This is a genomic window from Streptococcus oralis subsp. oralis (assembly GCF_002096495.1).
Lineage (GTDB): Bacteria > Bacillota > Bacilli > Lactobacillales > Streptococcaceae > Streptococcus > Streptococcus oralis_CU.
Map to the genome: position 1 here is coordinate 40,719 of NZ_NCUO01000009.1, position 25,866 is coordinate 66,584.

Genomic DNA, 25,866 nt, shown 5'->3' on the forward strand with positions numbered 1-25,866 from the left:
GAAGTCATTTTGTTATTTCCTAAGAGTGGCTTAGTCTTTCTTACGAAGAACAAAAGCTGCTAGACTTGCAAAGGCAAGACCGATGATTGAAAGAAGACCAGATACTGCTGAACCCGTGTTTGGTAACAAGCCCTTAGTTTGACTACTTCCTTCTTCTGGTTGGCTATTATTTCCAGAATTTTTATTTGGTGCCGGAGTAAATTCCCAAGTACCGACGAAGTGGGCATCCGCTCCATTGATGGTTTCTGATGCCTTGTCATAAGACTTAAAGCTCCATGTACCCTCTGCCGTCTTCACTTCTGTTTGGCTTGGTTGTGTTGGCGTTACTTGAGTACCATTAGACAAGTTCTTTTCTGTTGCTGGAAGCAGGTCTTTCACTTCTTGTGGAAGTTCTTTGCCTGGGGTTCCACTCACAAACTCATGAGTTGCCTTATGAGTCACTGTTGGCGCTGGAGTGAATTCCCAAGTACCGATAAAGTGGGCATCTGCTCCATTAATAGTTTCAGATGTCTTGTCATAGGACTTGAAGCTCCATGTGCCTTCTGCTGTCTTCACTTCCGTTTTACTTGGCTGAGTTGGAGTCGCTTGACTACCGTCTTTCAAGTCTGTTTGGTCTGCTGGAAGCAAGGCTTTCACTTCTTGTGGAAGGTCTTTTCCTGGAGTTCCGCTGACAAATTCATGTGTTGCCTTGTAAGTTGGTGCTGGGGTAAATTCCCAAGTACCGACGAAGTGGGCATCCGCTCCATTGATGGTTTCTGATGCCTTATCGTAGGACTTGAAGCTCCAAGTACCTTCTGCTGTCTTCACTTCCGTTTTACTTGGCTGAGTTGGAGTCGCTTGACTACCATCTTTCAAGTCGGTTTGGTCTGCTGGAAGCAAGGCTTTCACTCCTTGTGGAAGGTCTTTCCCTGGGATTCCGCTGACAAATTCATGTGTTGCCTTGTAAGTTGGTGCTGGGGTAAATTCCCAAGTACCGACGAAGTGGGCATCCGCTCCATTGATGGTTTCTGATGCCTTGTCGTAGGACTTGAAGCTCCAAGTACCTTCTGCTGTCTTCACTTCTGTTTTACTTGGTTGAGTTGGAGTCGCTTGACTACCATCTTTCAAGTCTGTTTGATCTGCTGGAAGCAAGGCTTTCACTTCTTGTGGAAGGTCTTTTCCTGGAGTTCCGCTGACAAATTCATGTGTTGCCTTGTAAGTTGGAGCTGGGGTGAATTCCCAGGTGCCTACGAAGTGGGCATCTGCTCCATTGATGGTTTCTGATGCCTTGTCGTAGGACTTGAAGCTCCAAGTACCTTCTGCTGTCTTCACTTCCGTTTTACTTGGTTGAGTTGGAGTCGCTTGACTACCGTCTTTCAAGTCTGTTTGGTCTGCTGGAAGCAGAGTTTTCACTTCTTGTGGAAGCTCTTTGCCTGGAGTTCCGCTTACAAATTCATGTGTTGCCTTGTAAGTTGGAGCTGGGGTGAATTCCCATGCACCGATGAAATGGGCATCCGCTCCATTGATGGTTTCTGATGCCTTGTCATAAGACTTAAAGCTCCATGTGCCTTCTGCTGTCTTCACTTCTGTTTTACTTGGTTGAGTTGGTGTTGCTTGACTTCCATCTTTCAAGTTTGTTTGGTCTGCCGGAAGCAAGGCTTTCACTTCTTGTGGAAGGTCTTTTCCTGGAGTTCCGCTGACAAATTCATGTGTTGCCTTGTAAGTTGGAGCTGGAGTAAATTCCCAAGTACCAACGAAGTGGGCATCCGCTCCATTGATGGTTTCTGATGCCTTGTCGTAGGACTTGAAGCTCCAAGTACCTTCTGCTGTCTTCACTTCTGTTTTACTTGGTTGAGTTGGAGTCGCTTGACTACCATCTTTCAAGTCTGTTTGATCTGCTGGAAGCAAGGCTTTCACTTCTTGTGGAAGGTCTTTTCCTGGAGTTCCGCTGACAAATTCATGTGTTGCCTTGTAAGTTGGTGCTGGGGTAAATTCCCAAGTACCGACGAAGTGGGCATCCGCTCCATTGATGGTTTCTGATGCCTTGTCGTAGGACTTGAAGCTCCAAGTACCTTCTGCTGTCTTCACTTCCGTTTTACTTGGCTGAGTTGGAGTCGCTTGACTACCGTCTTTCAAGTCTGTTTGGTCTGCTGGAAGCAAGGCTTTCACTTCTTGTGGAAGGTCTTTCCCTGGAGTTCCGCTGACAAATTCATGTGTTGCCTTGTAAGTTGGTGCTGGGGTAAATTCCCAAGTACCGACGAAGTGGGCATCCGCTCCATTGATGGTTTCTGATGCCTTGTCGTAGGACTTGAAGCTCCAAGTACCTTCTGCTGTCTTCACTTCCGTTTTACTTGGCTGAGTTGGAGTCGCTTGACTACCGTCTTTCAAGTCTGTTTGGTCTGCTGGAAGCAAGGCTTTCACTTCTTGTGGAAGGTCTTTCCCTGGAGTTCCGCTGACAAATTCATGTGTTGCCTTGTAAGTTGGTGCTGGGGTAAATTCCCAAGTACCGACGAAGTGGGCATCCGCTCCATTGATGGTTTCTGATGCCTTGTCATAAGACTTAAAGCTCCATGTACCCTCTGCCGTCTTCACTTCTGTTTGGCTTGGTTGTGTTGGCGTTACTTGAGTACCATTAGACAAGTTCTTTTCTGTTGCTGGAAGCAGGTCTTTCACTTCTTGTGGAAGTTCTTTGCCTGGGGTTCCACTCACAAACTCATGATGTTTTTCATAAAGGAGGGCCGTGCTTACCTGATTAGAAGGAGCTGATAAATTATCAACATGCAATGTTACAGTATTGTCAATCTTTCCAGAACCTTTTTCTTCTACTTTTTTGTTTGTAGTAGTATTATAAGTTACAATAATTTCAGCAGAAGAATTTGCTTTTATGTATTCAGGTGTCATTTTAACAGTAACAGTTTGACCATTCTTTTCAATAGTATAATCACGCCCTTCCTGTAAAGTCACTCCACCTGATTCCACTTTAAGTCCTTGATAATTAAGGCGCTCATCAAATTTCTGAACCATTTCGATAGATGAAGGCGTTGCTAAAATGTCCTTACCTGGAACCGGAACTTTAAACGTAGCTTTATAGGTTACATCTTGTCCTTCCTTAGCTGGAATCTCTGTAGGATCCACTGCTAGAACAGGGCTCGGATCAATTTTTTCAATATAAAGACCAAAGACGGCCGAAGCAACCTCTGTTGATGAGTAACCAAAATTCATACTATTACTATTTGATCGAAGGGCAAAACCAGAGATATTGTTCTCAGAATAGCTACCGCTTGTAATCTGAGTTGCTACCCAAGCAGTTCGATCTCCTTGATCTTCCTGTCTTAAGACATTGGCATTATTCATCAAACGAAGATTAACATCATTTTGATAATCCTTAACATAGAAGGTTTCCTTCAAGTTGTTGGCATCCATTGCATCGATGTCTGTTGGCTTCATAACCAACTTCAAATCTGTCTCGGAACCATCTGCATAACGCAACTCTGCTGTTACATCCGCATCAAGCCAAAAAGCCTTATTCATAATGTAGTCATGAGCTGCATCTACATAGGGAACATTCCCAATTTCAAAAGCATTATTTTCCCACAATTCTGAAATAGAGAAAAATTCAACAGTAGATTTTTGAGCACTATTCATCTCAGATTCTGCCTGAGCAGTGTTTAGATAGTGAAGAGTTACCTTATTGAATTTTAAGTAAGCATCTACTTGCTTACCATTAACTGTCCCAATATTTGTGAATTTTAGAGAAAGAGGATTTTCAAAAACTTGATCCTGTTTTTTACTTTTATCTACTTTAAGAGTAAAGTTCTCCATCTCGCCTGGATAGGCACCACCCCAGAGATATTCATAGTGGGGATTCGATAAATGAAACTGATCAACAGCCTGTGATTTAGATAAAACACTAAAATTGTTGATGTTCAAATTAAACTTACGAATATCCAAGGTTGAGATATCCGTTCCGTTTTTTATTTCTTCTAAAGCCGCATAAGATTGAAGCGGAATAAGAAAAATAGAAAAAAGTAAAACGACTAGTCCGAGAAAAGCCTGTTTTTTTCTACTGAAAATAGTAGAAAAAGGCATTCTCATGCGATATTTCCATTTCATAATGTACCTCCAAAACTAAAAATGATTGTTTAATCATTTCAAAAGAAATATTCATCTCATTTTAACACAAAAAAAGGGCAATTAAAAGTAGATTATAGATAAAAATTTATTATTTTGTATTTCCAGATTGTCAATTTTTGGTGAGAATAATTAAAATATAAAAATTTTAGAAAAGGCGTTTACACCATGTGAATAACTGTTTTATAGTTAATCCTATTATCACTCTATGAGTTTCATAACGTACTCAAGCCACACATAAACATTAATATATTTAATTTTTTATAAAGAAAGAACCCAAGAATAAATTCTGGGTTCTTTTTAGTATTTCTCGTACAAAAGATACTTTTGTATATTAGAGAGCCTTAGTCCTTCTTACGAACGACAAAGCCTACTAGACCGGCGATAAATAAACCAATCATTGAAAGAAGACTGGTAGAAGCTGTACCTGTGCTTGGTAGAACTTTCTGTTCTTGGCTTGCAGTTTCTTCTTTCTTAGTGCTTTCAGCTTGGTTCCCTGTTGTCGCAGTATCATTCTTATTACCGTTGGTTGTTGTAGAAGCTACTTTCTTAGTTCCAACTTCGACAACTTCGTCTACTGCTGGAGTAGTGATTGTGTTTGATTTCTCAACACGACCTGTTTCAACGCCATCTGTGTAAGTCACTGTATAAACAATGGTGCGAACACCCTTCTTACCAGCAGCTTTCACTTGACGACTTCCTTCTGGAAGGTCTGCGTTCTGCACTTCTTTGACTTGGAAAGCAACTTCTTCTGTCTTCGTTTCTTCCTTAGTCGTTACAACTGGGGCTACTACTTTCTTAGTTCCAACTTCGACAACTTCGTCTACTGCTGGAGTAGTGATTGTGTTTGATTTCTCAACACGACCTGTTTCAACGCCATCTGTGTAAGTCACTGTATAAACAATGGTGCGAACACCCTTCTTACCAGCAGCTTTCACTTGACGACTGCCCTCTGGAAGATTTGGATTTGTTACTTCCTTAGTTTGGAAAGCAACTTCTTCTGTCTTGGTCTCTTCCTTAGTCGTTACAACAGCTGCTTTCTTAGTTCCAATTTCGACAACTTCGTCTACTGCTGGAGTGGTGATTGTGTTTGATTTCTCAACTCGACCTGTTTCAACACCGTCTGTGTAAGTCACTGTTTCAACAATGGTACGAACACCTTTTTGCCCAGCTGTTTTCACTCGGCGAACACCTTCAGCTAAGAGTGCATTTTCAACCTCACGAGTCTGGAAGGCAACTTCTTCCGTTTTGGTTACTTCCTTAGTCGTTACAACAGCTTTCCCACCGGTATAGGTAATCTTGTTTTTTGCAGCTTTCTTAGTCTTGCGTGAAACTTCTTTACGAGACTTTTCAACACCATCCACTTTTGTCACTTCATAAGTGACTTCATCGATACCTTCTTCACCTTCTTCAACACGTGTTTTACCTTTATCCAGTGCTGGGTCTACTTTCGTTTCTTCTTTGAAAGCAACTTTTTCCTCTACAGTCACTGTTTCTTTGGTTTCTACACCTGTTTTCTTAGTTCCAACTTCGATGATTTCTTCTACTGGTTCTTTAATTACCGTTTGGCTCTTTCTATCACGTTTTTTCTCAACGCCATTTACCAAAGTAACATCCCAAACAACTTTCTTCTGACCTTTTTCTCCCGCTTGTTTTACCTTTCGAGTACCTTCGGCGAGGTCTGCATTGTTTTCTGTACGAGATGGGTAAGGAATCTCCTCAGTAGTTGTGACTTCTTGATGTTCTTCTTTTAAATCTCCCCCCGAGAGAAGCGCTTCAGCCTTAGCTTTTAAAGAATTGTAGCGAGCTTCAAGCGCCGCAAAACTTTTTTGACCTTCTGGACTCTTCATTGCCTTCTTTGCAGTCTCAAAAAAATTCTTTGCTTCTTCTACATCACCCTCTAGGAGTTCTTTATTCCCCTCATCTGGACTATTTGTAAAATCCTTAATTGAAGATTCTATACTATCAAGCATTCTTTTGAAAGTATTTGCAATACTTCGCTCTTGGCCATCTGGAATTTCTTCATCTTCCGCTGGTGTTTCTTCTGCATGCACTGTTGGAATTTGATATAAATCTGGAGCTACATGATAAGTTGCTACTCCAAGAGCGTTTAAAGCAAGTATTGAAATCCCTAACTTTAATAATTTTTTTCTACTCATTATTCTTTCCTTAACACTTTCAATATACAGTAAGGAGAAGAGTAAATTTTTCTACTCTCCTCTTACTATATGGTACTAACGTTCAGCTTTACGCTTCCAAACTAGAAGCCCTGCAAGTCCTGCAGCAAGAGCTGCAACTACTTCAAGAACTGTAGAAACTTCAGAACCTGTATTTGGCAATGTTTTACCTGGTTCTGTTGGTTTTTTCGGAATATCCCCCTCTGCTGGTGGGATATTTGGAGCTGGTGGCGTTACCGGAACCGGTGGTGTCACCACAACCTTGTTGGTAGTTTTTGATTTATCGTTAAAGCTTACTTTTGCCGTATTTGGTACACCTGTCGCGAATTGTGCAAAATCTGTTCCTTCTCTGAAGTTGGTATAAAGAACGAGAGTTACTTTACTTCCCTTCAAGGCTTCGAGAACATCCTTATCGCTGATTTCAAGAGTTACAATGTTTTGAGATTCATCGTAAGTAATAGTGGCAATTGCTTCCAACTCTTTACCTACTAATTCACTACGATCATTTGAAACCTTACTCAATTTATCAATAGCTGCTTGAAGCTTAGTTTGAGCTTCTTTTAGGTTCTTGATTTCATTTTCAAGTTTCTCTTGTTGTTGTTTCTTATCAGCTGGTACTAATTCTGCTTCTTTCTCCGCTGGTGCTTGAAGCTTAGCCAAGTTTTCTTCAGCTGCTTTCAACTCTGCCTCTAGGCTTGCAAGATTTTGACTTGTTTCGGTGTCAGCAGGTTTCTTATCTTCTGTTGCAGAAGAATCAGATGTAGCTGGAGTAGCCGGCGTTTCCACTTCAGCTGGTTTAGCTGGTTGCGCTGCCTTAGCTGCTTCCAACTTCGCTTTCAATTCAGCCACTTTAGCTTCCGCCGCTTTTAGGTCTTCCTTCTTGTTATTCTCTGTTGAGGTCTCATCAGTTGACTTACCTGTCAAAGCTTTCAGTTCCTTCTCTGCCTGTTCAACTTGGGCTTGAAGAGCTGCTTTGAGCTTGTCAAACTGAGCATTTTCAACTTTAAGAGCGATGCGGTCTTTATTGACTTTCAAAACTGAATGGATTTCATCACTGATCGTGAAGTTCGTCAAATCTGTCTTGACAAGACGACCATATCGATCTTTCTTGGCATTTCCATTTTCATCCACTGGATCCGTTGGAACCGGAGTAGTGATATCGAAGCGGAAGGTATCTAAAGCGTTTGGCAAGTGGTATTTTTTATCAGGTTTAGATCCATCTTCTGGCCCAACAGACTTAACTGGTTCACCTGGTGTTGGATCTGTTGGTTTTTCTGGGTCACGTGGTTTCACCGTTACTGGTTTTGTTTCCTTGCTGCCAGATTGACCATTCGCATCCTTGAAGTTGACAGTTGCTTTGTTTGGTACCAATTGGTCCTTATAAGCTTTCAAATCGCTATTCGCTTTGAGTTTAGCTGGAATATACAATTGGATTTCTTTGAAACCTTTCAATCGAGCGAAATCTTTCACTTTCACAGTGACTGTATTTCCCTTAACACTTGTTTCAAGGGCACCATTTGCATCACGACCATCCACATAGGCTACTGGCGTATCAGCGATTGCCAAGACCGGTTCGAGTGTATCTGTGACTGTGAACTCTTTGTACTTATCAATATCTTTTGGCAAAGTTGTATTGACATTATACATGTATGGTGCGTCGTATTCCACATCCAAGTGGTCCAAGGTACGATTAATCTTCTTAGAAATTTCTGGTTCTGGTTCTTTTGGAACGATTACCGGAACTTTATTCGAATCTTTGTGTAGCCCTGGTTTGTGTGGGAACTTCGCATCATAAGAAGCTGTATTTGGAACAGTGAATCCACGATCTGTTAGATATGGAGTCAAATCAGCTCCCGCTTTAATCTTCGCAGTGAAGCTCAATTCCACAGCTTGACCGCCATTGGCTTTCACTTGGTCTTCTGTAAGCGTCAAGGTAATGGTTTGACCTTCTACCTTGATTTGATTTACATCAAGGGCTTGACCATTCAAGCTCGCTTTTACTGAACCTGCATAATCAAGAACAGATTCAAGTGTATCGCTTACACTGAAGGCTGTCGCATCTGTTGGAACACTTGTTTTCACGTTGTAAGTGAAAATTTGGTCACGATCAGCGAGGGTTTCCTCAGCTTTAGTATTCACATCTTTCTTGATTTCTGGCTCGTCTGGTGTTGGTGGCGTTACTGGGACTTCATTTGAATCCTTGTGCACTCCTGGTTTGTGTGGGAAGCTTGCGTCATAAGAAGCCTTATTTGGAATCTGTGTACGACCGTCTTCCTTCACATATGCGGACAAGTTTGCGCCGGCTTTGATCTTCGCGTCGAATGTTAATTCAACTGCTTGACCGCCATTGGCTTTCACTTGTTCCTCTGTAAGCGTCAAGGTAATCGTTTGACCTTCTACCTTGATTTGACTAGCATCAAGAGCTTGACCATTCAATTTAGCACTTGAAGTTCCTGCGAACTCAAGAACATCTTCGATCTTATCGGTTACGCTGAAGGCTGTCGCATCTTGCGCTACTGTCGTTTTCACGTTGTATGTGAAGACTTCATCACGTTTCGCAAGTGTTGCAGATTCCTTGCCATTCACATCTTTCTTGATTTCTGGCTCGTCTGGTGTTGGAGGCGTTACTGGGACTTCGTTAGAGTCCTTGTGCACACCTGGTTTGTGTGGGAAGCTTGCGTCATAAGAAGCCTTATTCGGAATCTGTGTACGGCCGTCTTCCTTCACATATGCGGACAAGTTAGCGCCGGCTTTGATCTTGGCGTCGAATGTTAATTCAACTGCTTGACCGCCATTGGCTTTTACTTGGTCTTCTGTAAGCGTCAAGGTGATGGTTTGACCTTCTACCTTGATTTGGCTGGCATCAAGCGCTTGACCATTCAATTTAGCACTTGAAGTTCCTGCGAATTCAAGAACGTCTTCGATCTTATCGGTTACGCTGAAGGCTGTCGCATCTTGCGCTACACTTGTTTTCACGTTGTAAGTGAAGACTTGATCGCGTTTGTCAAGAGTTTCAGCTTCTTTGCCATTCACATCTTTCTTGATCTCTGGCTCTTCTGGTGTTGGTGGAGTTACTGGAACTTCATTAGAGTCCTTATGCACACCTGGTTTGTGTGGGAAGCTTGCGTCATAAGAAGCCTTATTCGGAATCTGTGTACGACCATCTTCCTTCACATATGCAGACAAGTTAGCGCCAGCTTTGATCTTGGCGTCGAATGTTAATTCAACTGCTTGGCCGCCATTGGCTTTCACTTGTTCTTCTGTAAGCGTCAAGGTAATGGTTTGACCTTCTACCTTGATTTGGCTAGCATCAAGAGCTTGACCATTCAATTTAGCACTTGAAGTTCCTGCGAATTCAAGAACGTCTACGAGTGTATCTGTGACTGCGAAGGCTGTCGCATCTTGCGCTACACTTGTTTTCACGTTGTAAGTGAAGACTTGATCGCGTTTGTCAAGAGTTTCAGCTTCTTTGCCATTCACATCTTTCTTGATCTCTGGCTCTTCTGGTGTTGGAGGCGTTACTGGAACTTCATTGGAATCCTTGTGATATTTCGGATTGTGATCGATGTCGTAAGAAGCCTTGTTTGGAATTTCTGTCTTACCATCTTTATTCACATAAGCTGACAAGTTGGCATTATCTCTAATCTTAGCCTTGAAGTTTACTTCAATAGTCTTACCTGCATCTGCTTTGACAGAAGCTTCTGTAAAGGCAACTTTGATGACTTGACCAGAAAGTGTCACTGTCGCCTTCGATCCTGCATCCTCACCATCAAGTTTAACAGTGGCTGAAGCATTCTCACCAACAAATTCTAGAACTTCTTTCAACTCGTCTGTCATCTCAAACACAGTTGCGCTGGCAGGCATTGTTGTTTTCAAAGTATAAGTAAACTCTTCATTACGTTTTGCAAGATCATAACGTTCTGCTCCGTTTACTTCCTTCTTAAGCTCTGGAGTAGTGGTTGGTGGTGGTGTAACGGTAACTGGTTTTGATTCTTTCTTAGAATCAGGATTATCATTAATGATGTAGCTAGCAGTATTTGGTACTACCGGCTTGTCTTTTGATTCATTTGGATAAGCAGTCAAGAGAGCATCAAAGGTAATGCCTTCCTTCACCTTAGCCTTAAATGAAACTTGTACAGCTTTACCAGCATATTGTTTCACTTGCTCTTTACCAAATGTGACCGTCAAACGTTGACCTTCTGTTGTTACAGTGAGGTCTTGAACAGCTTGGCCATCAACAGTGACCGTTGCTTCTCCTTCAAATGCCAATTCTTTGACGATATCATCTGAAATAGTGAAGCTATCTGCCACATGTGGAACCGTTGAGTCAATCGTATAAGTAAAGATTTCTGATAACTTACCAAGATCTGCGTGTTCCTGACCATTCACCTTCTTAGTGATTGGCGGTGGAGTAACAGTGACTGGCTTGGTTTCTTTCTCACCTTGTTGGTCATTCTTGTTGGTGTAAGTAATCTTAGCTTTGTTCTCAATAGATGGAACAGTTGAGCCTTTCTTCACTTTGGCATGAATCACGAGCTCTACTTCTTGGTTACCGTAGTCACCCGCATTCGCAAAATCTTTCATCGTTGCAGTCACGGTTTGACCTTGAACTGTTACATCGAAGAATTTCGCTGCCGCTCCCTTGATTTCAGCTTGACCTGGAGTCAAGTTCTCATCCAAGGTATCCGTTACAACGAAGGACTTGTACGTTGTAATATCATTTGGCAATTTCGCTTTGATATTATAAGTAAAGTCGGTTTCTGCCCCGATTGTTGCCTCTGTCAGTGTTTCGTTGATTTTCTTATCAACACCTGGTTCTGATGGAGGGGTTACGGTGACAGGTTTCGTTTCTTTTTCTCCGCTATGATCGTTCTTATCTGTGAAGCTGAACTTCGCAGTATTTGGAATGTTGATACGAGTCACTCCATCATTGATCTTAGCCGGAATAATCAATTCCACTTCTTGACCAGCAAGAGCTGTAGCGTTCGCAAAGTCCTTCATCGTTGCAGTCACGGTTTGACCCTCAACTGTTACATCGAAGAAGGCTGCAGCTGCTCCTTTGATAACTGGTTTGCTTGAAGTTTCATTGATAACTGACAAATCTCCTTCAAGTGTATCTGTAATCACAAATTTCTTGTAATCTGTAATATCTGTTGGAAGTTTTGTCTTAATGTTGTAGTTATACGCTTGACCTGTCGCGATATCTAAGTGATCAAGAGTTTCATTGATCTTCTTCGTTACAGGAGGTGGCGTTACGGTGACAGGTTTCGATTCAACTTCTTTCTCTACATTATTCTCATTTGTAAAGGAAATAGAAGCCTTGTTTTCAATGATTGTGCCTGTCACACCATTTTTAACTTTTGCAGGAATGACTAGTTCAACAGTTGAGTATTTTGCAAGTTCACCAAACTGACCATCCTTCACCGTTGCCGTAATCTCTTGGCCATTGGTGTGGATATCAAAGAGGGCCGCTGCAGAACCTTTAATACTTACGTCTCCTGCAAGTTCCAAATTAGCATCCAGTGTATCACGAATCACAAATTTCTTGTAATTAGCAACATCACTTGGTACTGCTGTTGTAATGTTGTAGTTGTATGGTTGCCCATCAAACGTTTGGAAGCTATCCAAGTTCTCATTAATCTTCTTATCAATAGAAGGTTCTTGTGGTTTTGGTGGTGTAACCGTTACTTTATTCGATGTTTTCTTGATATCATTCAAGGCAACATCTGCCGTGTTAGGTACTTTAATTTGACCATCTTCCTTATATTTAGAAAGGTCAGCACCCGGACGAATCTTAGCCTTGAAGGTCAATTCTAGGTATTGAACATCTTTAGTCTTACGACGCGTTACCTTACGTGAGATCTTTTCGAGTTGAGTTTTATCAAGAGTCAGTGAAACAGTTTGACCTTCAACTTTTGCAGCAGTTTTCAAGTCAGTATTATCTTTTTCACCAAGTTTTACATTCAAGCTATCTGCCTGAACTTCCAACTCTGAAACAACTGTATCCGTAAGGCTAAATGTATCTGCAATGCCTGGCCATGGAACAGTCACTTTGTACTCAAAGAGTTCCTCTTCTGCCTTCAAATCTTCATGTTCTTTGTCATTAACCTTCTTCGTAATTTCTGTTACAACTGGAGGTTTCACGTAAACTGGATTTGAACGGCGAATGGTACTTGGTTTGTCAGCTGTTTTAGCATGTTTACTTGGATCAGGATTATTATCCTCACCATTCCACATGATATTACCCTGGTTCAGCAAACCGAAGCCATCATTATCCTGAAGAAGGGCCATGAATTCTTTGCTCGCTTGATTATTGCGATATTGTTCCTTCAAGCGAACGGTAATGGTCATTTTAGCTTTTTGAAGCACTAAGTATTCATAACCATTCACACTTGGTACATCAGCAACAACAACTTCACGTTCGTTTCCGAGATCGTCATTTTGTTTCACTACACGAGTCAAGATTTGACCTTGTGGTCCAGAAGCATGATGACCTACAACTTCTAAACGATAGTCAAGAGGGTCTGTCAACATAACGTTTTGCTTAAACTCATAAGGAACGTTGTTGAAGTTGTAATCTACTGTATAAGTAAATGTTTCGTCTTTGGCAGACAAGTTCGCTGCATAGGATGGTTTTTTTGTTAATTGAAGCGGATCTTCAATAGTACCAGTATCATTGCTTTGATCTTGGTCTGCAATTTTCTTGGTGGCACTTGGGTAACAGTATTCAAGTTTTTGAACTTCTACAGTTTCTTTCGAACCACCGATTGTTTCAGTCGCAAAATCACCAACTTTAAATTTACCAGTCAGCTCAGGAACTGGAACTGTCTCCTTAACTGGTTTGTAGTCTGCAGGAGGGTCTTGCTCATCATCCTCATCAACTTGTTCAGCATGTGCTTCCTTACTCAAATCATAGTCAAACTTGTTGTTTCCTGGATTAAAGACACTCTCTGGAACAGAGATTGTAACCTTGTCTCCTTCTTGAACAATCTTACCACGAATTTCTTTCTTCGAATCGGTAACCTTTGATACAATCTTCTTACCATTAATTCGAACTGCATCTACCTTATATCCTGGAGTAACTTCAAACTCACCTTTGATATCTTCTTTAACCAGAGCAGCACCAACAGATTCTAGAACTCGACTTGAGAATTTATTGATATCGCTTTGTTCATTAACATAGAAGGAAACATCTTTTCCATTGATATTTTTAGCTGAAGAAGCCATCCCCTCTAATGCTTCATGGAAAATCTCTTGGACACTTCGGTTATCCCCTATATCAAAATATTTTGAATAACCTTCTTTATATGTGTCATAGTACTGAGCTTTGGAATTCGCAAAGATTGTTACGTCTTCCCAGAAACCAACTACTACTGTTCCTTCAGAACCAACAACATTTTTAAGTCTTGTAGATGCTTCCTTAACCTCTTTCACACGCCCTAAAACGTTTTGAGACGCCTCTGTTAGTTCATTAAAATTCCATGCACGTGTAAGAATATTGTTCCGATAGTCACTGTACTCTAGACGAACCTTACCATCAGGGTCACGTTTCCCATTGGCAACACCATCCGTAATCAAAAGAAAGATAGTTTTACGACCATTAGCCATATTCCCTTTTCTTTCATTATATTGAGCAATGACATCGTCAATAGCTGGAACAGTTGGTGTTCCTCCCGCTACTTTAATATTATTAATGAATTGATGGATATCATTTTGGTCAGAAGACAAGTTACTTGCCTTGTATTTGTAATCATAGTCAGGTCCCCAACTACCATAAACATCTTTACGGCCTGTAAAATCGTTATTGTAGTAGTAGTTGTATCCATCTGCACCTTGGAAGGTCGCCATCATAACCCGGTCTGATGTATCTGGATTATCAGTCTTAACCAAACGTGGGTTATTTTCATCATACTCTTCTTCCTTCACAAATGTCGTCAGAGTTTTTAAAGCATTCTGGACATTTGGAATGGTGTTCTTAAATGATCCACTCGCATCCTGCAAGATTACCAAATCCACTGGTTTTCTAGGCAGGCGCCAGCTAATTTTTTCCGTTTTTTCAATTTTACGGGAACATCCATTTTGTGTTATCTTTGTATTTCCACCTACTTCAATAGTACTACCGCCTTCATTTGCTGCAGCGCTACCAAGTATCTGTCCCATTAAGGCTAATGGAACAGATAAGAATAAAATGATAAACAATATGGAGACCTTTTTAATGAAATCTCTCATTGCTATTTCTGAAATCCTATTGTGATTTCTTCTTCCCCCTTTTCTATAGTAGATATATGTTAGTTGAGTAGTGTTTGCAACTCTTTAGAAAAGCTTTCCGCATCGGAATGGTTAACCAATACATTTTTTACTTCTTGCTTTTTGGTTACAAAATACATACTTGGTATGGTCTGAACCTGTAATAGATCTGCAGCTGATTGATCTTCGTCATAGTAATAAGGGAAAGTGTATCCTTTTTCCTTAATGTATCGATCAGCACTCTCTTTTGTTTCTTTACCAGGTTCGTTCATATTTAGTAAAACAAAATTGATCTGTTCACCATACTTTTCATACATCTGCTGAACAATGGGTAGTTGTTTCTGACAATGAGGACACCAACTAGCCCATTCGACAATTAACATAGGTTTATCATACAGCTCTGAACTAGCAACCAATTTACCGTCTTGAGAAGTCATTTTAAATTCTGGAAGTTGTTGACCTTTTAGACTCAAGGCAGTATTGTTCTCAGCACTTGAAGTTGATTGCGAAACTGATGAAGTCCCTACTTCTCCGTCCTTAGCGGGTCTAGTATAATAAATCAAACCCACCGACAATCCGATGATGACTCCCACTGCTAAAAACGGAAGCCACCACTTATCTTTTTGCATAGAATCTCCTTTCCTTTTTGATGAAATATGGCGAGTAGAACTTGAGTAAATAATATATTAAATAATTTATAAACTCTCCAAAACTCATCCATTCCAAAAAACATTTTATCATTTACTAATTCGTATTTCAAGAAATATGTTGTCAAACTGTAAACTTTTTTCTTTCCCACGCTAAACCCGCCACACTACTGCATTAAATAGGTATAATGAAAATGATTGGACGTTATTTTCTAATTATTTTCAGAATATTATTTCTTTTTAATGCATAATTCACTCTTTCTTGTTTTCTGTTTTTCTATATAATAACTATACTAAAAACAGCAACGAAATACATTTAAAAATTTGCAATAATAAAAAAGATTGCCCAATCAGACAATCTTTTTTATGTTCTTAATACAAATCAAGATAATTATCAACTTCCCATTGTGACACAAAGGTTGCATAGCTAGCCCACTCGATACGTTTAGCTTCAAGGAAGCTCGTGTAGATGTGTTCACCTAGGGCTGCCTTGACCACTTCATCCTCAGTCAAGGCTTTCAAGGCGTTGTGAAGCGTTGATGGAAGGTCAGTAATTCCAGCTTCCTTACGCTCTTCCGCTGTCATGATATAGATATTTTCTTCGATAGGAGCTGGTGCTTCGATTTTGTTTTCAATACCATGCAAACCAACTTCCAATAGAACTGCCATAGCGATGTATGGGTTTGCCATCGGGTCCACTGAACGCAACTCAAGACGAGTTCCCATACCACGTGAAGCTGGTACGCGCACAAGTGGCGAACGGTTACGACCAGCCCAAGCAATGTAAACAGGCGCTTCATAACCTGGAACCAAACGTTTGTATGAGTTAACTGTTGGGTTCATGATAGCAGTATAGTTGTAAGCATGTTTAATCAAACCACCAAGGAAATGGTAGGCCGTTTCTGACAACTGCATTCCTTTTGGATCATTTGGATCAAAGAAGGCATTGTTTCCTTCTGCATCAAACAAGGACATATTACAGTGCATACCTGATCCAGCGATACCAAATTTCGGTTTAGCCATAAAGGTTGCGTAAAGGCCATGTTTGCGAGCAATGGTTTTAACAACGAGTTTAAAGATTTGAATCTTGTCACAGGCACGGAGGACTTCATCATACTTGAAGTCAATTTCATGTTGTCCAACCGCAACCTCGTGGTGACTCGCTTCTACTTCAAATCCCATTTTGGTCAAGACATTAACGATTTCACGACGCGTATTGTCTGCAAGATCAGTAGGGGCCAAATCAAAGTAGCCACCCTTGTCATTTACTTCAAGTGTTGGATCCCCATTTTCATCCAACTTAAATAGGAAGAATTCTGGTTCTGGACCAAGGTTGAAGGATTTGAATCCTACTTCTTCCATATGACGAAGTGCACGCTTCAGATTACCACGAGGGTCACCTGCAAAGGGTTCGCCTTCTGTTGTATAGACATCACAGATCAAACCTGCAACACTTCCATTTTCATCTCCCCAAGGGAAGACTGTCCATGTATCCAAGTCTGGGTACAAGTACATATCTGACTCATTGATACGTACAAAACCTTCAATAGAAGAGCCATCAAACATGGCTTTGTTTGACAAGACCTTATCTAACTGTTCATCTGTAGCAGGAATTTCGACGTTTTTCATGGTTCCCAGAATATCTGAAAACATGAGACGGATAAAGGTAACATTTTTTTCCTTGACTTCACGACGAATATCTGCAGCTGTGATTGGCATGGGTTTTCTCCTTAATATATATGACTACTTGCGATTGCCTAACCGCGACCAAAGGGTGACCGTACTGAAGCAAAGCGCCCCTGCTGGAGGAGTTCATTGTGAAGTGCGCGACGCACTTCCGTCTGACTCACGGCTTTCTTGGACTTCGCTTCACGTTCAGCATATTTTTTCTTAATCGCAGCAATATTATGACCTTCAGAGATATAATCTTTGATTTCAAGTAGACGATCCATGTCATTCAAAGAATACATGCGACGGTTCCCTTCGTTTCGATCAGGTTTGATCAACTCTTGATCTTCATAATAACGAATCTGACGCGCCGAGAGATCGGTCAATTTCATAACACTGCCGATAGGAAAAACAGCCATATTTCGGCGAAATTCTCTTTCCTTCATTTACAATTTCCTTCTTCCTGTCTATTATAGTCTAAAAAAAGACATACGTCAACGGATAATGTCACAAAATGTAACATTATTTTCTTTTTTTCTCCCAAAAGAGTTTCAGTTGCTCAATATCATAATTTACAAGGATTGCGACAAAAACTCCCATAAATGTTTCAAATACGCGCGCAAACACGTACAAAAATGTTTCTCCGCTTGGTATTGATAGGGTAATGATCAACATGGCTGCTACACCACCAATAACTCCTGCCTTGTTATTCATGGCAACGTTTGTCATAATGGTTAACATGGTGCAAATCGGAACAACTAGTAAGGTTACCCAAAAGGCTCCATGAAATAAAGTGTTTAAGAGGAAAAAGACAAGGGCGTAAAAACCGCCAATGCTATTTCCTAAGATACGCGAAGTTCCAAAATGGACGCTCTTATCAAAGCTCTCTCGTAGACTGAAGACCGCTGTCAATGCTCCGATTTGAAGCCCCTTCCAGCCAAAAAAACCAAAAATCAAGAGAACTATAAATACAGCAATCCCCGTTTTGAAAGTTCGCATACCAAGCTTGAACTGTGACTTATCAAATTTATATTTTTTAAAATAACTCATAATCTCAACTTTCTACTACCATTTTAACATAAATTAGTTGATTTTATGAGTGAAAATCAATAGGAAGCGTTTTTAATTTAGGGCTATAAAAAAGAGGAAACAGAGTTCCTCTTTTCTATTTAAATTCAGAGCTTAGTTACTTTCGTCTTCTTTACGTTTCAACTGACCAAGTCCTAAAACTCCTACTAAAGCTGCTAGACCAAGATATGGCATGTAGCTTGAATCATTTGTACCTGTTTGAGGTAGAGTAGGGTTACCTTTTGGATTTGGAGTAGGAGTTGTTGGCTCCCCTGGTTTCTTAGGTTCTGGCGTTGTCGTGCGAACTGTGTTTGAAGCGTAAGCAACTTTATTCACAGTATTTACATAGGTATTTTCAAAGGTTCCGACAGCAATTCGTTTCATTTGAATATAAGTCTCAGCTTGGAATGGAGAATCCAACTGAATCTCTTGAAGGAATTCTTCCTTGAAGCGAATGGTAATCATTCCCTTATCTTTATCATGTTCAACCTGTGTTTCAGCTGTTAAGTCTGTCCCTGCCTTGATAACACGACCGTCTTTCAATCGGATATCAACCTTGGCAAGAACTTTATAATTTCCAGTGTATTGATCACCTTTTTGGTCATAATCATCTACAAAACTATAGTCATTTAAGTCCTCAGAATGATTTTGTGGAATCAAACCACCAATTAAACGATAATTGAAGTACTGGTTCAACGGAATTGTTTGGCCATCGATATTGTCACTGCTTGGATCCATACTGATTGTCACATCTTTTTTAGGTGTGATTTTCGGTACATTATTGACAACTACTTCTGTAGCATAGCCATTTCCAAAATCAATTTGGTAGGCTTTGTTTTCATACTTACCACCCGTTTGACCAAATTCAGGTTTAACTGTCATCGGATCTGTGATGAGCAATGATTTTCCTGCTGCTACATAGTTCTTGTAGAATTCGGCTGGATTATCAGCTGAGAAGAGTTGGAAAGCACCTTTAACAGTGATGTTTGCTTTCTTCAACAGATCTTGAACCTTCTTAGGCGCAGCTTCTAAACTATCAAACTGTTGAACACTGATACCTGATACAAGATTGCCCTCTAGATCACGGATCTTAACCAATTCTGGTTGAAGGGTTAAGGCTTCTTCTGGATAATCATCCACATAGTAGAAACCATTTTGAATCGCTTCTTTAGAAGATTTATCTCCCTTGTATTGGTCCAAATCCCATGTGAGTTCATAGTAGTTCGTTGAACCAGCTAGAACTTCTTTGCCATCAATATTCACACCTTGCTTGTTCTTGTTAACTTTCAAAGGCTTGATGTAGTTGTTATTTGGATTGTCAGGATCATTTGGTTTACCTGGAGTCGTTACACGAACAATGTTTGACTTGACACCGTAGGCATCGTTGACTGTCAATGTAAAGTTGTTTGTATAAGTCGCCCCATCATTCAAGACACGACCAACAACAGTTGGATATAGAGTCTCAAAGGATTTTGTCAAATCTGCATTGAAAGCTGCCAAGGTCTCCTCAGTAGCCTTAAAGGTTACAGTGTGACTAGCTTTGTCATAGCTTGTTTCAAAACCTTTGCTTGCAGCCTTGGTTGCTTCCAAATCAAACTGATAGCCAGTTGGAAGTGGATCTACCAATACAAACGAAGTTGTTTTTGGACGCCCTGCAGTTAAAGCTTCCGTTTTCAACTCAAACTTCACTACAGACTGCTTAGCAACTAGAGTACGGTCGATATCTACTCCATCCTCATTTTTAATTTCTTTATTAATCTGAGGTTGTGCAAATAGACGATTGTAATGGAAGTGAACTGTTGGCACCGCTGGTGGTGTTGGCAAGTGCTTAGGAGTTGGTGCTAGCGGCGGAGTTGGCAATGGATCATAATTTGGCTCTTCTGGTTTTGATGGCTCTGGTTGATCTGGAGTTTTTACCGGTGGAGTTGGCTCATTTTCATAGCTTGGTGCTACTGGAGCTGGTTCCAATGGTTTCTCTGTCTCATATGTTGGCTCTTCTGGTTTTGATGGCTCCGGTTGATCTGGAGTTTTTACTGGTGGAGTTGGCTCATTTTCATAGTTTGGTGCTACTGGAGCTGGTTCCAATGGTTTCTCTGTCTCATATGTTGGCTCTTCTGGTTTTGATGGCTCCGGTTGATCTGGAGTTTTTACCGGTGGAGTTGGCTCATTTTCGTAGTTTGGTACTACTGGAGCTGGTTCCAGTGGTTTCTCTACTTCATAAGTAGGAGCTTGTGGTGCAGTTGGTTCTACTGGCGGAGTTGGTTTTTCTAATGTGATGGTTGGCAAATTAGTTGCTCGAACATTTCCGTTAATCGCAAACCAAATATTTGGCTTTTTGGGAGATAATTTCTCTGCTCTACGTGGATCATTCGCTGCAGGCTGTCCCAACACTTCTGAAGACGAAATTGTTCCGATAGTCATACTATTTGAAGGACCTGAGATTTCCACTGCTCCCGCACCATACCAAGAGTTTGGTGCATCTGCATTATCCCAACCAGAATCTGGTTGACTATTCTTATACATGGTGAAGCGGGAACCACCAACTCCTTTTTTGAAGTTTTCAGATTCTGTCGCATAAATTTGGCCGTTCTTTTCACCAACTGAAGAACCCGAAATTTTGATGAAATTCCCAGTATAATCTTTAGCCATCTCGATTGAGTTTGCTTCGCGGTTAAGAGACGCTACAGACATCAAGGCCTTGTCAAAATTAATAATTTGACCATCTTCATCATAGAATTGAAACTCAGTCTTAACGAAGAGAGAGGTAGCATCTTCTGTATTACCAGTATAAGCCGAAGCGAAAACCCCCATCGTTGGGTCTTTAAAAATTCCCAACCAAGCCTTATCATTGCGGAACTTGGAACTAGGATCAAGAGTATAAGTATAGACGATTTTAGAAACTTTTTTCCCTTGATAGTAAGTCCCCTGAAGATTCGTATAAGTTGCTGTTGCAGACTGACCTCGTTTCAGCAGGACTGAAGACCATTCAGTTGGTCCCTTACCACTTGTTACATTTGAATTGTACTCAGAATACTTACCGACTGTACCAAAGCTTTCCTGTTTGTTTGTCTGGTAGTTAGCATTTTGAATGTCTGTTACTTTAAAGTTATCCAACTGGAAGAGTTTATTGGCAAATTCTGCAGTATTCTTCACAGCTGCTTCCATGCCAGTATAGCTAACAAATTCACCAGTTGTAGTCAATGAAAGTTCAGCATTAGGCTCCGATTTGAAAATCAAACTTTGAGCACTTGGGCGACTCAAGTTTCCATCTTCATTCTTCTTTGATTCTGCTAAAGCCATAGCTGCCTTAATTTTAGCCTGCTCATCTTTATAAGCCTGCAACTTAGCCGGATACTCAGCCAACTCTTTCTTATATTTGGCAAGATCAGCTTCATATTTAGCTAATTTTGCTTCATAGTCAGTTTTAGCCGCGGCATTCCGTTGCTTGATTTCTTCGTTTTCAGCTTGGAGCGCTGCATTTTTAGCTGTGTTTTCTTCAACAGCCTTCTCATAAGCTGCTTTAGCATCAGCATTTGCCTTTTGAACACGAGCTAGTTCTGTCTGATAAGCCGCTAACTTAGTTTGGTAGTCTGTTTCGTTAGCTGCATTCGCTTGTTTGACTGCTGCCAAGTCTTTTTCGTATTGTGCTATTTTAGCCTCATAAGTTGCCTTGGCTGTTTCATTTCGTTGTTTAATAGCTTCATTTTCAGCTTGGATAGCATTGTTTTTAGCTGTGTTTTCTTCAACAGCCTTTTCATAGGCTATTTTTGCATCAGAATTAGCCTTTTGAACACGTGCCAATTCTGTTTGATAAGCTGCTAATTTAGCTTGATAATCAGCATCATTATCCTCTTTAGCTTTCTTAATAGCTGCAAGGTCTGCTTCATACTGCTTCATCGCTGCTTCATAATTCGCTTTTGCAGTTTCATTACGCTGTTTAATCGCTTCATTTTCAGCTTTAAGCGCTTCGTTTTTAGCTGTATTTTCTTTTACTGCTTTATCATAAGCCTCTTTAGCTTCAGCATTAGCTTTTTGTACTCGAGCTAATTCTGTCTGGTAAGCTGAAAGTTTATTTTGATAATCCTGTTGACTATCTTCATTTGCTTTTTTGACAGTTGCTAAATCTTTTTGATATTGTGCTAGCTTAGCCTCATATTCTGCTTTAGCTGTTGCATTAGCAGTGTTGATTTTTTCAACTTCTTCTTGATGACTTTTTAGATCTTTTTGGTACTTGTCATCCGCTGCTTTGTTTTCAGCATTGATTTTATCTGTTTCAGCCTGATGAGCTGCGACTTCTTTTTTATATGCTTCAGTTGTTGTCTTTACTTCTTCAGCCTGTTTAGCATAGTCGCTTTTAATCTCATCTTGTTTTTGAGCATTCTCTGTAGCAGTTGTGGCTGTTCCTTTGTCTTTTGTTTCATCTTGAACTACCTTAACTCCTGCAGATTTTGCATCAGCAACTGCTTTATCCAAATCAGCTGATGATACTTCTACTGGCAAAGCTGAGTCTTTAGAACCAGCCTTAGCTTGGCTTGCTTTGGCAACTTGGCTCATTTCACCCTGAGCTTCAGGTAGATTTGTGGCTGGGTTCCCTGTAGTAGCTACCTCAACTGTACTTGTACTAGTTGTCTCTGTAACTTCATCAGCAAATACTGCTTTGTCTGCAAAAGCAATCAAAGCAGTTCCTAAAACAGCACCACACAACGTTTTCGCAACTTTGCTTTTACGAAATCCATAGACTTCTTTTTTATTTTTCATTATAATCCTTTTCCTTATCTAAATTTAGTCGTTACTTTTTATACTAGCACTTTACAAGGCAGGATGCAAATATTTACTCTTTTTTTATTTATAGAAAAATTCCACCTATTTATAAATTAAATTAAAAAGAAGATGGTCACACCATCTTCCTTTAGTTAAACTATTTATTTTTCAGTCAAAGCTGCAAGTCCTGGCAATACTTTACCTTCAAGGAGTTCCATTGATGCTCCACCACCAGTAGAGATCCATGAGAACTTGTCTGCACGGCCAAGGTTGATGGCTGCAGCAGCTGAGTCACCACCACCGATGATTGATTTAACACCAGGTTGTTTCACGATAGCGTCCATGACACCGATTGTACCAGCTTGGAAGTCAGGGTTTTCAAATACACCCATAGGTCCGTTCCATACAACTGTTTTGGCACCAGTCAAAGCTTCGTCAAATTTAGCGATAGATTTTGGACCGATATCCAAACCAAGGAAACCTGGGTCTACTGCTTCACCTTCAGTGTCTTTCACTTCAGTGTAGTCAGCAAATGCGTTTGCTTCTTTTGAGTCAACTGGCAAGATCAATTTGCCGTTTGCTTTTTCAAGAAGAGCTTTCGCAACATCCAATTTGTCTTCTTCTACAAGTGAGTTACCGATTTCGATACCTTGAGCTTTGTAGAATGTGTAAGTCATCCCACCACCGATAAGCACTTTATCAGCTTTTTCAAGCAAGTTTTCGATAACACCAATCTTGTCTGAAACTTTTGAACCACCAAGAATCGCTACGAATGGACGTTCTGGAGCTTCAACTGCTTCTTGGATGTAAGCAATCTCGTTTTCAAGAAGGAATCCAGCAACTGCTTTTTCAACGTTTGCTGAGATACCAACGTTAGATGCGTGTGCACGGTGAGCTGTACCAAATGCATCGTTTACGAAGATACCGTCTCCAAGTGATGCCCAGTATTTACCAAGCTCAGGGTCATTTTTAGATTCTTTCTTGCCGTCAACATCTTCGAAACGAGTGTTTTCAACCAAGAGAACTTGTCCATCTTCAAGAGCGTTAACAGCGGCTTCCAATTCAGCACCACGTGTAACACCTGGGATAAATTTAACTTCTTGTCCCAATTTAGTAGCCAAGTCAGCAGCTACAGGAGCAAGTGATTTACCTTCTTTGTCTGCTTCTTCTTTTACACGTCCAAGGTGAGAGAAGAGGATTGCACGTCCACCTTGTTCAAGGATGTACTTGATAGTTGGAAGAGCTGCAGTGATACGGTTGTCATTGGTAATCACGCCATCTTTAACAGGTACGTTGAAGTCAACACGAACGAGAACTTTTTTCCCTTTCAAGTCAACGTCTTTAACAGTCAATTTTGCCATTAGATATGACTCCTTCTTTTTTTATACGTGTTAATTATATCACAAAATCAGCAAAAGAGATAGAAAAACCCTAAACTTTTCTTGTTCATTCTTCTATCTACTAACCTAAAAATCTAGGATTACCGTACGGGAAATGGCAATTTTCACATAATTCGGTTGGAATAATTTAGGTAAATTTCTTGATTGATCTACCTAATTACTTCTATACCATTCTTTTTCTAACATTTTAATCCTTAATATTCTAAACTCTACAGTCCTTCTTTTTGAATTGCTAGGTTTCTTATTATACAATATAACTAAAATAGTTTCTTTAGTTTGTGCTATTTGAGATTAAAAGAAGGGGAATTGCTACCATGAAATTAGAAAGACTAATCTATATTTTACTGTCTCTTTTAAATAAGAAGAGAATAACAGCTAAAGAGATTGCAGAGAGATTTGAAATATCTACTCGAACTGTATATAGGGACATGGATACACTCAGTTTAGCGGGGATCCCAATCTATTCGGAACGTGGAGATAAGGGAGGTTTCTATATACCGAGCGACTATAAGATAGACAGAAACTTTTTCACTGAGGAGGAGAGACAGTTTATCATTAATATGAGCCAAAATGTTAGTAAAATCGTTGGCCATTCAAGTCTTGACAGTATCGAACACAAGCTGTCTTCTCAAGAAATTACAAGAGCAAACAGTCCTTTTTACTTTGATCTCAGTTCCTGGACTCTTAATACAAATTATTTACTAGACATTGAGGAAGCGATACAATCTAAACAGATGATTTCTTTTTCTTACTATTCGAAAAAACAAGAGAAAAGTCAGCGAACAATTATCCCATACAGATTGATCTATAAACTGAATGCTTGGTATGTTATCGGTTACTGCTTAGAAAAATTAGATTTTCGTATTTTTAAATTAACTCGAATTCGAGAACTAGAACCAGTGGAGATAAAAGATAAATCATTCGATTATCCACGTTTATCTCAAGAAATGTTAGAGCTTTTTTTAAATCCCCCAAAACATAAAGTGGAGGGGCAAAGAGAAGAAATCGAACTAGTTTTTACAAGATTTGCACTTCCAAAAATCTACGATTACTTCACGGAAGAAGAAATCAGAGTCGAGGACGAAATAATAAAAGTTCAGGCATTTAGAGCTTTAACTCCTTCATTTTTTGATTTACTATTAAGTTTTGGTTATCAAGTAAAGGTCGTATCCCCAAGTCACTTACAAAATCTACTGGTCAGTACTCTCAAAAAAATCTTCAGCAATATGACAACCTGTAGTCATATTTCCTTTTGTATACTCTTAAGTGGGCAAAATATTTCGTGATATTCATCATAGCCCAATTATTTTACAGGAGGTTCCAAATGGATACAAAAACACTTGCAGAAAGCTATTTTACGGCAGTAAATGAGGGAGGCTGGGAAGATTTCGTAGCTGAAAACTTTGATTATGGCATGTGCGATAGTATAGAAATTCGACAAGGACGTGATGTTTATTTGCAAGGCGCAGGCCAATTCTATGCTTTAAGCCAGCATCTTGAAGTGAAGCAATTACTTGTTGATGGTCGAGCAGTCTCAGCTTTAAATCGATACCGTCTACATTCTCCTCAAGGAAAAGAACTTGAACTGGATGTCGCAGAATTTCTGAAATTCGATGAATTTGATAAATTAGTTGCATCCAATATTTATTTCGACACCTATCGTTTCCAAAAATTTATCCAAGGAATTGAATAAAAAAATCTAGCTTCAAATTTACTCTTCAATTTCAAAACTAAAAACAAGGCCTGACTAATCTACAGTCAAACCTTGTTTTTTATTTTTATGAGAAA

The 25,866-nt window shown here is 40.1% G+C and carries 10 protein-coding genes and 1 pseudogene; 2 read left to right on the plus strand and 9 right to left on the minus strand.

All coding sequences use genetic code 11. The features are described 5' to 3' along the window. Positions 1-30: 30 nt before the first annotated feature. The 9 genes from B7717_RS01285 to B7717_RS01330 all read right to left on the minus strand — a co-directional run bounded on the left by B7717_RS01285 (position 31) and on the right by B7717_RS01330 (position 24,039). The gene (locus B7717_RS01285; RefSeq protein ID WP_084944027.1) at positions 31-4,092 is read right to left on the minus strand and encodes an LPXTG-anchored SHIRT domain periscope protein; all 4,062 of its coding nucleotides are present in this window, start codon (positions 4,090-4,092) and stop codon (positions 31-33) included. 362 nt (positions 4,093-4,454) lie between these two features. Beyond that, positions 4,455-6,269, minus strand: a complete 1,815-nt coding sequence (locus tag B7717_RS01290) for a G5 domain-containing protein (protein ID WP_084921608.1) — start codon at positions 6,267-6,269, stop codon at positions 4,455-4,457. A 75-nt stretch (positions 6,270-6,344) separates the two neighbouring features. Then, positions 6,345-14,516: an isopeptide-forming domain-containing fimbrial protein gene (locus tag B7717_RS01295; protein ID WP_084944028.1), complete on the minus strand. Its 8,172-nt coding sequence runs from the start codon at positions 14,514-14,516 to the stop codon at positions 6,345-6,347. Positions 14,517-14,575: 59 nt separating this feature from the next. Then, positions 14,576-15,163: a TlpA family protein disulfide reductase gene (locus B7717_RS01300; protein WP_001168154.1), complete on the minus strand. Its 588-nt coding sequence runs from the start codon at positions 15,161-15,163 to the stop codon at positions 14,576-14,578. 390 nt (positions 15,164-15,553) lie between these two features. Beyond that, entirely contained in the window at positions 15,554-16,900 is a 1,347-nt protein-coding gene (gene glnA, locus B7717_RS01310; RefSeq protein WP_001122885.1) for a type I glutamate--ammonia ligase, read from the minus strand. 38 nt (positions 16,901-16,938) lie between these two features. Beyond that, positions 16,939-17,295: a transcriptional repressor GlnR gene (gene glnR / locus B7717_RS01315; RefSeq protein ID WP_000664333.1), complete on the minus strand. Its 357-nt coding sequence runs from the start codon at positions 17,293-17,295 to the stop codon at positions 16,939-16,941. Positions 17,296-17,371: 76 nt separating this feature from the next. After that, positions 17,372-17,899, minus strand: coding sequence for an FUSC family protein (locus B7717_RS01320; RefSeq protein ID WP_000119887.1), 528 nt, complete (start codon positions 17,897-17,899; stop codon positions 17,372-17,374). A gap of 132 nt (positions 17,900-18,031) precedes the next feature. Then, positions 18,032-22,675 (minus strand): antigen I/II family LPXTG-anchored adhesin, encoded by a 4,644-nt coding sequence (locus B7717_RS01325; RefSeq protein WP_084944030.1) that lies wholly within the window; start codon positions 22,673-22,675, stop codon positions 18,032-18,034. A gap of 164 nt (positions 22,676-22,839) precedes the next feature. Further along, positions 22,840-24,039 carry a phosphoglycerate kinase gene (locus tag B7717_RS01330; protein WP_001096776.1) on the minus strand — a complete coding sequence of 400 codons (1,200 nt, stop codon included), beginning with the start codon at positions 24,037-24,039 and terminating at the stop codon, positions 22,840-22,842. Between the two features lie 353 nt (positions 24,040-24,392). Here B7717_RS01330 and B7717_RS01335 point away from each other — a divergent pair. Then, positions 24,393-25,318, plus strand: a pseudogene (locus B7717_RS01335) (helix-turn-helix transcriptional regulator). 84 nt (positions 25,319-25,402) lie between these two features. After that, positions 25,403-25,771, plus strand: a complete 369-nt coding sequence (locus tag B7717_RS01340) for a hypothetical protein (RefSeq protein WP_002879744.1) — start codon at positions 25,403-25,405, stop codon at positions 25,769-25,771. Positions 25,772-25,866: the final 95 nt, after the last annotated feature.

Bases quoted from the DNA above. Each gene is read 5' to 3' on its own strand.
- B7717_RS01285 (WP_084944027.1), bottom strand. From the start codon at position 4,092: ATGAAATGGAAATATCGCATGAGAATGCCTTTTTCTACTATTTTCAGT.
- B7717_RS01290 (WP_084921608.1), bottom strand. From the start codon at position 6,269: ATGAGTAGAAAAAAATTATTAAAGTTAGGGATTTCAATACTTGCTTTA.
- B7717_RS01295 (WP_084944028.1), bottom strand. From the start codon at position 14,516: ATGAGAGATTTCATTAAAAAGGTCTCCATATTGTTTATCATTTTATTC.
- B7717_RS01300 (WP_001168154.1), bottom strand. From the start codon at position 15,163: ATGCAAAAAGATAAGTGGTGGCTTCCGTTTTTAGCAGTGGGAGTCATC.
- glnA (WP_001122885.1), bottom strand. From the start codon at position 16,900: ATGCCAATCACAGCTGCAGATATTCGTCGTGAAGTCAAGGAAAAAAAT.
- glnR (WP_000664333.1), bottom strand. From the start codon at position 17,295: ATGAAGGAAAGAGAATTTCGCCGAAATATGGCTGTTTTTCCTATCGGC.
- B7717_RS01320 (WP_000119887.1), bottom strand. From the start codon at position 17,899: ATGAGTTATTTTAAAAAATATAAATTTGATAAGTCACAGTTCAAGCTT.
- B7717_RS01325 (WP_084944030.1), bottom strand. From the start codon at position 22,675: ATGAAAAATAAAAAAGAAGTCTATGGATTTCGTAAAAGCAAAGTTGCG.
- B7717_RS01330 (WP_001096776.1), bottom strand. From the start codon at position 24,039: ATGGCAAAATTGACTGTTAAAGACGTTGACTTGAAAGGGAAAAAAGTT.
- B7717_RS01340 (WP_002879744.1), top strand. From the start codon at position 25,403: ATGGATACAAAAACACTTGCAGAAAGCTATTTTACGGCAGTAAATGAG.